Raw genomic sequence first — 14,418 nt, forward strand, 5'->3', positions numbered from 1 at the left:
CTTATTTCTAAACTAAATATTTTTTAAAAAGCGAGTTGGAGCAACTCCGGTTCGTTTCCGAAATATTTTTTCAAAAGAAATCGCATTTTTAAAACCTGCATTCTCAGCAATTGATTGCATAGGTTGTTTGCGATAGTGCTCATTAGCAATCATTTCATAAATTACATAACTAATTTTTAACTCATTGCTGTATTCTTCAAAAGATTTTCCAAATCGTTTATTAATAACATAAGACAAATAAATTGTATTCGTTTCTATTTTCTTTGCTACCTGAGACAATATAAAATTAGAGCTTAAGTACTCCTGATTCTTTTCAAGCACTAATAATTTTTCGACTATTTCATTCTCTTTCGAATCATCAATACTTAAATTGAGATTATTTTTTTCATGTAAATTCTCATTATTATCAAAGAGTATTGCTTTGTCTTCAGGATAATTTCCTTTTTCAATGCTTGTTTTGAATTCCTGTAAAACAGCATTCATCTTTTTATACCCCTTCCTTTTGTCTCTTGATTTTTTTATCAATAGAATCCCAATTACAATAAATAAAAGTGAGCAGAAAACTTTTATTCCTCTACTATAGAGAAGATTTTTTTTATAATTTCTTTCAAAAGAAACCATTTCCTTTGTTAGATTATTTATTCCTTGTAACTCATTTACTCCTACTCTCTCTTTATTTAATTTTTCCTCGTATTTTTTTTTGCTGTCCAGATAAATTTTAGAATGTTTGTAAGCTTCATCCGGTTTTTTAAGAAGCATATAAATTTTAGACTGGTAGTAATTCGACTTTAAATAATTAAATTGATTTGTATTGCTTAAAAGTGCAATCGAATCAGACTTCTTATAAAAAAATAATGCTTTATTATACATTTTAAGTGTATTATAAACATCCCCCAGATTATAATTTGCAATGCACAAAATTTTTTTATCATTATTCTGTTGGGATAAAAGTGTAACCTCATAGTATAATTTCAAAGCATTCTTATAATTACCTCTCCAATTATAAATATTACCTAAACTTAATTTGGCATTGATTTTATTAAGAGGAAAACGATCAGAGTAATCAATCGTTTTTTTATAAAAATATTCTGCCGAATCTAGTAAATGTATTTTACTTTTGCTTGACATAAAATATCCTTCATAAGAATTTGCTAAACTAGAATTAATATTGCTTTTTCTGCTTAAATAATCCTCTTTAGCAAATAAATCTTTATTCTCATGAATATAATCATTAAGTTCTCTCCCATTTCTGATAGCTAATTGATAATTACCAACAGCTTCATTGATCGCTGTAATATTGATTTTAAATTTAATTATCTGATGAAAATCTTTTATTTGTTCAGAAAGCTTAAGCCCTTCCTGGTCTTTTTCAAGCGCCGCACTAAAATTACCTCTATGAAACTCTGTTAATCCGGCATAATGATATATATAACTCTTTAGTTGAATTTTATCTTTAGAATCAGGTACTTTATCAAGATAAAAAAATGCTTTTTTATATTTTTCTTTGGACAAATCATTTTTGCCTCTCATTTGTAACAAAGTTGACAATACAATATTTGCAAAAGCAAGATGTTTGTTATTATTAGATTTTTTCAACTGATAAACATAGAAAAATGCACTGTCAATATTTACATTATAATTTAATCGTATTTTATATTTCAAACTTTGATACTCTTCCTCCGTCATTGCTTTTTTATCTTGAGCAAATCCAATATTAAGAGTACAAAAAAATAAAAAGCAGATAATATACTTCATCGAATTCGAAAATCAAAGTAATTCACAATAGTACGAAATTAGATATTACTTGCAAACTGAGCTGGAGAAACTCCGGTTCTTTTACGGAATGATTTTGCAAAAGAAACTGCATTTTTGAAACCTACACTTTCTGCAATAGCCTGTGTAGAGTATTTACGATACATATGATTGGTAATCATCTCGTTGATTACATAATTAATTTTAAGTTCATTTGAATATTCTCCAAATGATTTACCAAATCGTTTATTGACAACATAAGACAAATAAGTCGTATTTGTTTTGATTTTTTTGGCGACATAAGGCAATGTAAAATCTGCGTTTAAGTATTCTAACTTGCTTTCCAGCGCTAGTAATTTCTCGACTATTTTATTTTCTTTAGCCTCATCAATACTTAAATTGACATTTTCTTTTTTAAGATGAACTTCTTCTGGTTCAAGTATTAGTTCTTCTATTACTTCAACTTCTTTTTGCTCAAACTCAGGATTATTTCTCTTCTCTATATTAGCTTTAAATTCTTCGATTAAAGCATTCATTTTTTTGTGAGCTTTATTTTTATCTCTAATGTTTTTTATCAATAAAAATACAATTACAACAAAAAGAAGTACATAGAAAACTCTTAACCCTCTATTTAAGAAAACTTCATTTTTATATTTTTTCTCAATAGTAACCATTTCATCCGTAAGATTACCAACTCCTTGTTTATAGTTTACCTCTAACGTTTGTTCATTTAATTTTGTTTCAAATTTCTCATAATTATCCAAATAAATTTTAGAATGTTTATAAGCTAATTCAGGTCTCTTCTGTATATTATAGATTTTGGCCTGATAATAATTCGACTTTAAAAAATCAAGCTGATTTAAGTCTGTTAAAGCGGCTATTGAATCGCATTTTTTAAAAAACACAAGTGCTTTATCGTATTTTTTAGTGGTGTAATATATATCTGCCAAATTATAATTTGCCACACACAATAAATCTTTCTGATCATTTTGTTGTGATAAAAACACAACATCATAATAGGTTTTTTCAGCATTTACGTAATCCTGTTTCCAATTGTAAACATTACCTAAACTTAATTTTGAACTGATTTTAGTATATGGGTTATTTTTCGAATATGTAATTGATTTTTTGTAAAAATATTCTGCCGAGTCTAGCAGATACTTTTTACCTTGGTTTTTCATAAAATAGCTTTCATACGAACTCGCTAAATTGCTGTTTATATTACTTTTTCTATTTAAAAAATCTTCCTTCGTAAACAAATCTTCATTTTTATCAATAAAACCGTCGAGTTGCCGTATATTTTTAATAGCTAATTGGTAATTACCAACTGCCTCATTAATTATCGAAATATTAATTTTGAATTTAACAATTTGCAAAACATCTCTTATCTCTACAGAAAGTTTCATCCCTTTCTGATATTGTTCAATGGCCTGACTAAAATTACCTCTTTTCCATTCTGCCATTCCGGCAAAATTTAGAATATAAGATTCTAATTGCATTTTATCTTTTGATGCCGGTATTTTACTTAAATAACCAATCGTCAGCTTATACTTTTCTTTAGATTCTTTTGTTTTTCCCTTTGCTTGCAAAGAATAAACCAAAGATCCATTTGCAAAAGCCTTATGCCTAAGATCATTTGATTTAGCCATTTGATTAGCATATACAACAGCACTATCGACATTTGCGTTAAAATTAAGTCGGATTTTACTTTGCAATGCTGTGTACTCTTGTTCTGTCAAGACATTTTTTTGAGAAAATGATGTATTCAGAACAAAAAAGAGTAAAAAAGAGATGATCAGCCTCATTTATTTTGTTTTTGGAAACTCAAAAATAGCTCATAAATTATCAATAAACTATAATTAATTTGTCTTATTACTAATTTTCTTCTTTTTGTTTTAAAAAATATAACAATTTAACCGTGTTTTGTTATATTTATATTGCGTAAATTTGTTTTTGCTAAACTATCAAAAAATGAAGCCAGATTTATTTCAAGCCCCGGATTATTACAACCTTGACGATTTATTGACGGACGAACACAAATTGGTTCGCGAATCTGCTCGTGCATGGGTCAAGAGAGAAGTTTCTCCTATTATTGAAGAGTATGCTCAAAAAGCAGAATTTCCAAAACAAATTATAAAAGGACTTGGAGAAATTGGCGGTTTCGGCCCTTATATTCCTGTTGAATATGGCGGTGCCGGACTGGATCAAATCTCTTATGGTTTAATAATGCAGGAAATCGAACGTGGAGATTCTGGTGTAAGATCTACTTCATCTGTTCAGTCTTCATTAGTAATGTATCCTATTTGGAAATACGGAAACGAAGAACAACGAATGAAATATTTACCAAAACTGGCAACAGGAGAATTCATGGGTTGTTTTGGTTTGACCGAACCTGATCATGGTTCTGATCCCGGAAGTATGATTACCAATTTTAAAGATATGGGAGATCATTATCTTTTAAATGGTGCCAAAATGTGGATTTCGAATGCTCCTTTTGCAGATATTGCTGTAGTTTGGGCAAAAGATGAAACAGGCAGAATTCACGGATTAATTGTAGAACGTGGCATGAAAGGGTTTACAACTCCTGAAACACATAATAAATGGTCGCTTCGTGCATCATCTACAGGAGAATTGATCTTTGACAATGTAAAAGTTCCTAAAGAAAATCTGTTACCAAATAAATCCGGATTAGGCGCACCGCTTGGCTGTTTGGATTCTGCCAGATACGGAATCGCTTGGGGTGCAATTGGAGCAGCAATGGATTGCTATGATACTGCTTTGCGTTATGCAAAAGAGAGAATCCAGTTTGGAAAACCAATTGGAGGAACACAATTACAACAGAAAAAACTGGCAGAAATGATTACCGAAATCACAAAAGCGCAATTATTAACCTGGCGTTTGGGTGTCTTGAGAAATGAAGGAAAAGCAACTACAGCTCAAATCTCAATGGCAAAACGAAACAATGTCGACATGGCAATTCATATCGCACGCGAAGCCAGACAAATGCTGGGCGGAATGGGAATTACCGGTGAATATTCGATTATGCGTCATATGATGAATCTCGAAAGTGTAATCACTTATGAAGGAACTCACGACATTCATTTGCTAATTACAGGAATGGATGTAACTGGAATTCCAGCATTTAAATAATAAACAACTATTAAAATATATATAAAAACAATGCAAAAAGCTTCTTCTAACCGAGAAGCTTTTTATATTTGCAAAAAATTACGAAAATGAATATTGAGACTATCAACAATAGCATTCAACCTCAAAAAGATCAACTTTTACAACATTCTTTATACAATAAAATTCAAAGTATTGACGACTTACATAGTTTCCTTGAAACACACGTTTTTGCTGTTTGGGATTTTATGTCATTATTAAAAGCTTTACAAGCCAAACTTACTTGTACAACAACACCTTGGTTTGCTACAAAAAATCCTGAAACAAGATATTTAATCAACGAAATTGTTCTTGCCGAAGAAACAGATTTAAGTATTGACGGAAGAAGACAAAGTCATTATGAAATGTATCTTGAAGCAATGCAGGATTGTGGCGCTGATACAAACGGAATTAACACCTTTTTATCCGAAGTAAATTCATTGCACAACATTTTTGTTGCCATAAAACAAAGTTCATTACATCCGAATACAAAAGCCTTTTTAGATTTTACTTTTAGAGTAATCGAAGAAGGAAAACCACACGAAATAGCAGCAGCATTTACTTTTGGAAGAGAAGATTTGATTCCGAGTATGTTTACTGCAATCCTGAAGAACTTTCAAAAAAATCTTCCGGAAACTGACTTGAGTAAACTTTTGTATTATTTTGAAAGACACATAGAATTAGATGCCGACGAACACGGACCAATGGCGATGCAAATGATTACTGATTTATGCGAAGATGATGCTCAAAAATGGAAAGAAGTTGAAGAAATCTCAATCCTGGCTTTAGAAAAACGAATCGGACTTTGGAATGCCATTGAAGAAGAAATTCTGATGAAAACAGAAATGGTATAAAAACCAAAGCAAGTTATTTAACGTAACTATTTGTTTAAAATGACACGAAACCTAATTTACCCAAATTATGAAACCACATTTCAAACAAATAGTTACCATCATACTCTCTATATTTCTCTTAAGTTGTAACAGTGATGAAAGTTCTTCAGAAACTACAAGCACAACTCCTCCTGCAACAGAAACTCCCACTACAACAATTCCTACTACTGTAAATTATCTGGCATTAGGCGACAGTTATACAATAGGCCAAAGTGTTTGCGAAACCTGTCGATATCCTGAACAGTTAAAAGCAAGCTTAAAAACAATCTACCCTCAAACCAGTTTTTCATTACAAGTAATTGCCCAAACTGGCTGGACAACTTCAGATCTAATTTCGGCTATAAATAGCAAAAAACCAGATTCTAATTATGATTTGGTTACACTTTTAATTGGTGTGAATAATCAATATCAACATCTGAATTTTAGTGTTTATGAAAAGGAATTTCCGCAATTGCTGGACAAAGCCATTGCATTGGCAAAAGGAGATAAAAAAAACGTACTTGTGCTTTCGATTCCTGATTATACGTACACGCCGTTTGCCTCCAATTATACTGCCGAAAACCAAGCAAGGGTTTCTGGTGAAATAACAAAATACAATAATACTGCCGAGAGTTACTGCATTAGTAAAGGTGTTGCTTTTATCTCTATTACTGACATTACTCAAAAAGGTTTGAGCAATAGCAGCCTTGTTGCTTCAGATGGTTTACATCCATCGGAGTTGGCTTATAAACAGTTTGTAGATCGTATTCTTCCTAAAGTAAAAATGATTCTGCAGGATTAATTTTCGAATCGAATCGAACAAAAACAGAACTTTTACTTTAAAATTACTTTTCCTTATCTTTACTAGCAGTAAACTACATTAGGAAATGAAAATTGTAGATTTTATCCCAACAGAACAATTAAAACCATTTATCAAGACTTATAGAATTATCGAAAGTCAGGATGAATTAATCAATCGGGTTTTGCCGGGGACTGCGCTTACAATTGCTTTTAGATGCAAAGGCGACGTTAATTACATTAAAGGAAATAGTCATGATAATTTACCTGTTTCAGCAATTTCCGGTATTCGAAAATCAGCGCGGTTAATTAATTATTCAAAAGATACTACAACTGTTATTGTTCACTTTAAAGAAGTTGGAGCCAAAGCCTTTTTTAAAGAACCTCTTCACGAATTATTTGAAGAAAGTGTTTCATTAGACAATTTCTTTCCAAAGCAAAAAATCGCCATTATAGAAGAACTTTTGGCGGAAGCTAAAACCAACAATCAAAGGATTGCCGTAATCGAACAATTTCTTTTGTCAAGATTACACGATTACAAACCAGATGAATTAATTACGAATGCAATCGCAATAATCCAATCTAAAAAAGGCATTATTAAAATAAAAGAACTTGCAGATATGCTTTATATCAGCCAGGATGCTTTCGAAAAAAGATTCCGAAAAACAATTGGTTCATCGCCCAAACAATTTTCTTATGTCGTAAGAATAAAAGCAATTATCGACCGGAAACAAAACAATCAAAACCTAATCGAACTTGCATTTGATGCCGGATATTTTGATCAATCTCACTTTAATAAAGACTTCAAATTGTTTACGGGACAAACTCCTTCTGAATTTTTTAAATTTCCTTCTTTTTGGTAAATCAATGATTTTTTACAATTAATTGGTTTCTGTAATCTTGAATTTTACATCAATAAAAAATCAAGAGTTATGAAAACAAATCTTTTAATCGGAATTATCTTTTTGACATTGTTTGGCTATAAAACAAATGCTCAATCGGCAACAATTAATTCAGAAATCGAAACCAAAAAATCAGAAAACATGCAACAAATCTTTATCGATAAATTTATCGTTCCCGAGCAATCAAAGCAAGAATTTTTAGAAAGAGTAACCATCAATAGAAACTTCATCAGAACCTTAAACGGATTCATAAAAGATGAAGCTTATGAACGAATTGATGAACAAGGAAATTTCGTTTTTATGACAATTGCCGTTTGGGAAAATGAAACTGTTTTGAAAAAAGCAAAAGAAGCCGTGCAAGCCCAATATAAAAAAGAAGGCTTTGATATTGCCGAAATGTTTGCCAGATTAAAAATCACAATGGATAGAAATATCTATAAAGAATCAGAAAAACTATAATCGAAAAAATATGCCTAATTTTGTATGAAGCTGATTCTTGATTGTATAAAAAATTATACGATTAACATCTCAAGAATTATTATAATCATGCAAGTTTTACCTTCAAAAGAATTATCGCCTTATATCAAACATTATCTTTTTTTGGATAATCAGGAAACTGCTATTCAAAAACTTAGATTGTTTTCTGATGGAAATACCGGCGTTGTATTTTCTTTTAAGAGTAAACTTATCGCTGATATTTCGGATTATAAAGCAATGAATTATCTGCCAAATTCATTTTTATACGGACAACTCAATGGTTTTAAAGACATTTATTCTAATGACGAAATAACTTTAATAATTGTTGTTTTTCAGCCCACGGGAATTCATCAATTGTTGGGAATTCCTGCCAATGAATTTCTCGATTCTATTATTTCTATAGATGATGTTTTTGGAGAAAACGGACTGATTCTACAGGAAAAATTATCGGAACAAAATAGTAATCAAACAAGAATTGAGCTTTTAAATCATTTTTTCGGAAACCTGATTTCTAAGAAATCTCAATCAAACCAAATGATTGTAAATAGTTCGTTAGATTTTATAATTTCAAACAAAGGACATTTTTCTGTAGCACAATTGGTCAAATATACCGGTTATACCGAAAGACATTTGGAACGAAAATTTAAAGAATCGATTGGGTTAAACCCAAAGAAATTTGGCAACGTTGTTAGATTGCATCATTTTTTAAAATTATTAAAAGACAAACCTGCAGATACAAATCTGACGACTATTTGTTATGATGCAGGATTTTCGGATCAATCGCATTTAATCAAAGATTTCAGAAAACATACCGGAATATCTCCCAAAGAATACTTGTATTACAGCGGGAAATTAACCAATAATCTTATCAAGACTTCTCCTCCATTATAAATCTGATTAAGAGTTGAAACCTTTCAATTTGTGCCTTTAGGCACTAAATATTGGTAAAAATTAGACTCGTGATATACTGGCGTGCCTTAGGTACGCAACAAAACGACAACTATTGCGTACCTACGGCACGCTAAATTTATTTCTATTCCTGTTTTTCTACCAATATTTAGTGCCTAAAGGCACATCTTCAAACCTTGATTCGCATTTGTACTTTAAAATGTCGGTTTTATACAATTTACAGTATTTCATTGATACTACTTTTGATTCAAAATAATAGTATCAAAAATGGAAAATCTAAAAATAGCTACTGCACAATTTGAGAATAAAAGCGGCGACAAAAACTATAATTTATCTATAATCGAAAAGCTTTCGCAAAAAGCGGCCAATGAAGGTTGCGATGTGATTGCGTTTCACGAATGTTCAATCACGGGATATACATTTGCAAGACATTTATCGAAAGAACAAATGCTGGATTTAGCAGAAATTATCCCAAGTGGAGAAAGCATCTTAAAACTAACCGAAATTGCCCAAAAAAATGATATTGTAATTCTTGCCGGACTTTTTGAAAAGGATGAAAATGATAATCTTTTTAAAGCCTACGTTTGTGTTGACAAAAATGGTTTGGTTGCAAAATACAGAAAACTTCATCCGTTTATAAATCCCTATTTAACGCCCGGAGATCGTTATTGCATCTTTGAAATTAAAGGCTGGAAATGCGGAATTCTAATTTGTTACGACAATAATATTATCGAAAATGTTCGCGCAACAAAACTTCTGGGAGCCAATATTATTTTTATGCCACACGTCACGATGTGTACGCCTTCGACAAGACCTGGCGCTGGATTTGTTGCACCTCGACTTTGGGAAAACCGTGAAGCTGATCCAACTTCTTTAAGACTGGAATTTGACGGAATGAAGGGTCGCGATTGGTTAATGAAATGGTTGCCTGCAAGAGCTTATGATAATGCTATTTATGCCGTTTTCTCCAACCCAATTGGTATGGATGACGATCAATTAAAAAATGGCTGTTCGATGATTGTTGATCCGTTTGGAGATATTCTCGCAGAATGCCGAACTTTTGACGACTCTTTTGCCACAGCAATAATTACTCCTGAAAAATGCGTTTTAGCTGGAGGAAATCGCTATATAAAAGCAAGAAGACCAGAATTATATCGTGATATTATTGGACAAAATCACGAATCAGAACAAAATGTCGTTTGGTTAAATTCTTATGAAAAAAGTTAAAACTAATATAATTCATCCCACTTTGAAAATCTGAAAATTTATCTTTACAACATTGATTAATCTACAGAATACAACCCAATAATGGAATTTTTTAAAACTACAAATGAAGATATCGACGCTGTTTTTGATATCTATAATGAAGCTACATCATACCAAAAAACAGTCAATAATAAAAGCTGGAGAGGCTTTGAAAGAGCACTTATTGAAAAAGAAATTGAAGAAAATCGCCATTTTATTATCAAAGAAGGAGATGAAGTTGCCTGTACATTTGTACTTACTTTTAATGATTTAATTATCTGGAAAGAAGCTGCAAAAGATCCTGCAGTTTATCTTCATCGTATTGCCACAAATCCAAAATTCAGGGGACAATCGTATGTAAAAAAAATCATCGAATGGGTTAAAATATATGCCAAAGAAAATAACAAAGAATACATTAGACTTGACACGCATAGCGGAAACGAGAGAATAAACAAATACTACACAAGTTGCGGTTTCGAATATAAAGGAATCAGCACAATAGAATGGACAAGCGAATTACCGGAGCATTACAAAGAAGGTTCTTTTAGTTTGTTTGAGATTAAACTTTAAATATAGATTTAGACCTAACAGGTTTTAAAAACCTGTTAGGTCTGTCTCTTACTACTCTTTTTTTTAAACTCATTTTGCTTCCCAAAAGCAATGTTTAGGAGAAACTATTAAACCTTCGTCTTTTAATTTTTTCATTGCTTTGTCTACTTCTTTACGCTCTAGTTTAGTTAACTCAACTACTTTACCAGCATTTACAGGCTGTTCAGCTTTTTTTATTGCATCTAATACCTGATCCTTGATTTCCATAAATTTTTATATTTCGATTAAAAACACAAAAATAGTAAATATTTTCTTATAAAAATAAAGGCGTTATTTTTAGAGATTGATAAATAAAATTTCTCGTGTTTTTGATTGATGATTGTCTGCTAAATCTTTTTTCTTTTTATACATTTTGCAAATCAGACAATTAAAGCATTTTAAATCAAGACAATCATAAAACAAAAATGCTACATCGTTTTAAAAATAATTTCAGAAGTTAAATAAAAGAAAACTACATAATCTCAGCAAAAAAGGTATTTAACAACCTGTTTTTATTTAAAATAAAATTATAAGAAAAAACCTAAAATTAAAAACTCAAGTTTTGAGCATTAACGCTCTATAATAGATTATAAATTCACTTATTAAGTTCAAAACAAAGGCATTAAATTCAGTTAGGTTATATTTGGATAAATGCGCTAGAAACTATGAGCAAAAAAAAGATTATTCCGCCTGAAACTACTACTTTTCCAGAACGGACTAAAGTAAATCATAATGATGAATTGCTGCTCGTTAATAAAAGACTTGCACAACAAATCGAGGAACGAAAAAAGCGTGCCTCAGAGCTTGTTATTGCCAATGCTGAACTGGCCTATCAAAACGAAGAAAAAGAAAAACGTGCTGCCGAACTTGTTATTGCAAATACAGAACTTGCCTACCAAAATAAAGAAAAACAAAAACGGGCTGATGAACTAATTATCGCCAATTCTGAGCTTCTTTTTCAAAATAAAGAAAAAGAAAATCGTGCCGCAGAATTAGTTATAGCAAACACAGAACTTGCTTATCAAAATCAGGAAAAAGAAGACCGCGCTGCCGAACTTGTTATCGCAAATACAGAACTTACTTTTCAAAACAATGAAAAAGAAAAACGCGCTGCCGAACTTGTGATTGCAAATACAGAACTTGCTTATCAAAATCAGGAAAAAGAAGACCGTGCTGCGGAACTTGTTATAGCAAATACAGAACTTGCTTATCAAAACCAGGAAAAAGAAGATCGTGCTGCCGAACTAAGTATTGCTAATTCTGAACTTCTTTTTCAAAACAAAGAAAAAGAAAATCGTGCTGCAGAGCTTGTTATCGCAAATACAGAACTTACTTTCCAAAACAATGAAAAAGAAAAACGTGCCGCTGAACTTGTAATAGCAAATACAGAACTTGCTTATCAAAATAAAGAAAAAGAAAAACGTGCCGCAGAACTTGTTATTGCAAACACAGAACTTACTTTTCAAAACAATGAAAAAGAAAAACGTGCTTCCGAGTTAATTCTTGCAAATAATGAATTGGAAGCTTTTACTTATATATCCAGTCATCATCTTCAGGAACCACTGAGAAAAATACAGGTTTTTTCGGATCGAATTTCAACAGAAGAATATCAAAATTTAACGGAGAAAGGAAAGTATTATCTTGAACGAATCGAAGTTTCGGCTTCTCACATGCAAGCACTTATAAATGATTTATTGACTTATTCCCGCACAAGTGTAACCGAAAAGAAATTTGAAAACACTAGTCTTAATGATGTCATCAATAAAGTACTGGAAGATTTAAAAGAAGAAATAAAATTAAAAAAAGCTATTATTGAATTATCCGGAGATTGTAAAGCTTTTATAATTCCTTCACAGTTTCATCAATTAATATGCAATTTGGTAAGTAATTCTCTGAAATTCTCAACAAAAGAAAAAGCACCTCATATCACTATAGAAACCCTTTATACAAAACCAAAAACAAAGAAAAATAAATCATTGGCAGATTATTGCCACATTATTATAAGTGATAATGGCATTGGATTTGACCCTCAGTTTGAAAGCAGGGTTTTCGAAATGTTCCAGCAACTCAATAGTAAAACAGATTATAAAGGAACCGGAATTGGTCTTGCTATTGTCAAAAAAATTGTAGAAAACCATAACGGAATCATTACCGCAACCGGAAAATTAAATCACGGAGCTAAATTTGATATTTATATTCCGGTAGTATCATAATGAAAACCGTATCTTACAAAAACCAATCTGTTTTTTACTAAAATCTATTTTTCTCTAAAAATTTTAAATACCTTTGATTTATGAGCACAACAACAAAACCATATCATATAGGGCGAAAAATAAGCCGTATTCGTGAACTTAAAGACATGAAACAAGAAGCATTGGCACAAGCTTTGGGAACAAATCAGCAAGCAATCTCGGCTATGGAAAACAGCGAAACTATAGACGAAGAAAAACTGAAAGAAGTCGCAAAAGCTCTTGGAATGACCGTTGACGCAATTAAAAATTTTTCGGAAGAAGCGGTGATCAATTATTTTAATAATATTTACGATAACGAAATTAATGGAAGCATTGTTGCTCCACAGTCTAATCATTGCAATTTCAATCCATTAGACAAATTAATTGAAGTTTATGAAGAAAAAGAAAAGCTTTATGAACGTTTACTTCAATCTGAAAAGGATAAAAACGAATATTTGGAGAAATTATTAAAAGAGAAATAAAATCTTTTAAAAGAAGTTGAATAAAAAAAGCCTGCTAAATAAAATTAGCAGGCTTTTTTATATTATTATTTCCAGTCAATTTCTAATGCCATTTTTTTTATTTTATCATATATAGCATTCAAACCATAAGTTCCCTGATAACCATAATCTTTTATTTTTTTAATACTACCATCTTTAAATTTAATTTCCAGCCAAACTGTAGGGAAATCATAACCATCTAATGTATATTCGTTTGGTAAATCTTTGACATTAATATATTCGAGCATTTTTCCTAACTCATTAAAATAAGATACGTCAATTTTTTTTCTTGATTCTCCTTTGTAAAAATTCCCTTTTAAATTTGATACATTAAAAGTATTCAAACAATTATAATGCGCATTTTGGTTGTTATAAACCTCAATTTCAAAATTGTTATCCAAAATAAATTTTATGCTTTCAATATCATAATTAACAACTTTCTTATTTATTTCTATAAAAGCATTAAATTTATAAGTAAGCGTATCTAAATAATGAATTGTTTCTCTTTTAGAAATACTTTCATCATCTGTTTTATAATTGTTTACTAGTAATTCATTTTTATGGTTTACAACAATAGGTTTTAAAATTTTACAAGCGTATTCTAAGTTCTCGGAGAGATTAAACAAATTATACTTACCAGATTCAACCTCTACTATAGCATATTGAGAATAAGTACTATACCAATAACCTGTAAAAAGTAAATCAGTTTTCCCATCGTTATTAAGGTCTATTTTCTGCCAATTTTGAATATTCCAACTTTTATAGAGATCACAATTATTTAATGCATTAGTAATTGACTCCGTGGGCTTTATTTGTAATTCTCCAAAATTTTCTTTGGCAAAATCAGGATTTATAGATTTCGCAAATTTAACGACCTCTTCGGTTGTCTTCAAATTATCTATTTTATTTGTATTCTTAGCAGAAACACAACTAACAAAACAAATTATAAATAAATATAAAATAATACTTTTTTTCATAC

14 protein-coding genes are annotated in these 14,418 nt (G+C 30.8%); 10 read left to right on the forward strand and 4 right to left on the reverse strand.

Annotated features, from left to right (window positions below; genetic code table 11):
- Nucleotides 1-12: 12 nt before the first annotated feature.
- Together C8C83_RS07600 and C8C83_RS07605 are read right to left on the reverse strand one after the other, a co-directional pair.
- Nucleotides 13-1,755 carry an AraC family transcriptional regulator gene (locus tag C8C83_RS07600; RefSeq protein WP_121327505.1) on the reverse strand — a complete coding sequence of 581 codons (1,743 nt, stop codon included), beginning with the start codon at nucleotides 1,753-1,755 and terminating at the stop codon, nucleotides 13-15.
- 38 nt (nucleotides 1,756-1,793) lie between these two features.
- Entirely contained in the window at nucleotides 1,794-3,557 is a 1,764-nt protein-coding gene (locus C8C83_RS07605) for a helix-turn-helix domain-containing protein (RefSeq protein WP_121327507.1), read from the reverse strand.
- A 166-nt stretch (nucleotides 3,558-3,723) separates the two neighbouring features.
- Between C8C83_RS07605 and C8C83_RS07610 the strand changes: the two genes are divergently transcribed.
- The 8 genes from C8C83_RS07610 to C8C83_RS07645 all read left to right on the forward strand — a co-directional run bounded on the left by C8C83_RS07610 (nucleotide 3,724) and on the right by C8C83_RS07645 (nucleotide 10,690).
- Nucleotides 3,724-4,902 carry an acyl-CoA dehydrogenase family protein gene (locus C8C83_RS07610; RefSeq protein ID WP_132011711.1) on the forward strand — a complete coding sequence of 393 codons (1,179 nt, stop codon included), beginning with the start codon at nucleotides 3,724-3,726 and terminating at the stop codon, nucleotides 4,900-4,902.
- A gap of 86 nt (nucleotides 4,903-4,988) precedes the next feature.
- Entirely contained in the window at nucleotides 4,989-5,771 is a 783-nt protein-coding gene (locus tag C8C83_RS07615) for a DUF3050 domain-containing protein (RefSeq protein WP_121327509.1), read from the forward strand.
- Nucleotides 5,772-5,838: 67 nt separating this feature from the next.
- Nucleotides 5,839-6,591: an SGNH/GDSL hydrolase family protein gene (locus C8C83_RS07620; protein WP_121327511.1), complete on the forward strand. Its 753-nt coding sequence runs from the start codon at nucleotides 5,839-5,841 to the stop codon at nucleotides 6,589-6,591.
- An 85-nt stretch (nucleotides 6,592-6,676) separates the two neighbouring features.
- The gene (locus tag C8C83_RS07625; RefSeq protein ID WP_121327513.1) at nucleotides 6,677-7,450 is read left to right on the forward strand and encodes a helix-turn-helix transcriptional regulator; all 774 of its coding nucleotides are present in this window, start codon (nucleotides 6,677-6,679) and stop codon (nucleotides 7,448-7,450) included.
- A 69-nt stretch (nucleotides 7,451-7,519) separates the two neighbouring features.
- Nucleotides 7,520-7,948, forward strand: a complete 429-nt coding sequence (locus C8C83_RS07630; protein ID WP_121327515.1) for a hypothetical protein — start codon at nucleotides 7,520-7,522, stop codon at nucleotides 7,946-7,948.
- A gap of 24 nt (nucleotides 7,949-7,972) precedes the next feature.
- Nucleotides 7,973-8,857 (forward strand): helix-turn-helix domain-containing protein, encoded by an 885-nt coding sequence (locus C8C83_RS07635; protein ID WP_233566027.1) that lies wholly within the window; start codon nucleotides 7,973-7,975, stop codon nucleotides 8,855-8,857.
- Between the two features lie 285 nt (nucleotides 8,858-9,142).
- Complete coding sequence (locus C8C83_RS07640) at nucleotides 9,143-10,102, forward strand: nitrilase family protein (RefSeq protein ID WP_121327519.1); 960 nt, start codon at nucleotides 9,143-9,145, stop codon at nucleotides 10,100-10,102.
- Between the two features lie 81 nt (nucleotides 10,103-10,183).
- Nucleotides 10,184-10,690, forward strand: a complete 507-nt coding sequence (locus C8C83_RS07645; protein WP_121327521.1) for a GNAT family N-acetyltransferase — start codon at nucleotides 10,184-10,186, stop codon at nucleotides 10,688-10,690.
- 69 nt (nucleotides 10,691-10,759) lie between these two features.
- Here the strand turns inward: C8C83_RS07645 and C8C83_RS07650 are convergent, their stop codons facing one another.
- Nucleotides 10,760-10,936, reverse strand: a complete 177-nt coding sequence (locus C8C83_RS07650; RefSeq protein ID WP_121327523.1) for a MarR family transcriptional regulator — start codon at nucleotides 10,934-10,936, stop codon at nucleotides 10,760-10,762.
- 437 nt (nucleotides 10,937-11,373) lie between these two features.
- On the opposite strand from C8C83_RS07650, the gene C8C83_RS07655 reads away from it, so the two are divergent.
- Together C8C83_RS07655 and C8C83_RS07660 are read left to right on the forward strand one after the other, a co-directional pair.
- Nucleotides 11,374-12,921, forward strand: a complete 1,548-nt coding sequence (locus tag C8C83_RS07655) for an ATP-binding protein (protein ID WP_121327525.1) — start codon at nucleotides 11,374-11,376, stop codon at nucleotides 12,919-12,921.
- An 80-nt stretch (nucleotides 12,922-13,001) separates the two neighbouring features.
- A complete protein-coding gene (locus C8C83_RS07660) occupies nucleotides 13,002-13,421 on the forward strand; it encodes a helix-turn-helix transcriptional regulator (RefSeq protein WP_121327527.1) in 420 nt (139 codons plus the stop codon).
- Between the two features lie 65 nt (nucleotides 13,422-13,486).
- Here C8C83_RS07660 and C8C83_RS07665 read toward each other — a convergent pair whose 3' ends face one another.
- Nucleotides 13,487-14,416 carry a hypothetical protein gene (locus tag C8C83_RS07665; protein WP_132011712.1) on the reverse strand — a complete coding sequence of 310 codons (930 nt, stop codon included), beginning with the start codon at nucleotides 14,414-14,416 and terminating at the stop codon, nucleotides 13,487-13,489.
- Nucleotides 14,417-14,418 lie beyond the last annotated feature (2 nt).

Source organism: Flavobacterium sp. 90, assembly GCF_004339525.1.
GTDB lineage: Bacteria > Bacteroidota > Bacteroidia > Flavobacteriales > Flavobacteriaceae > Flavobacterium.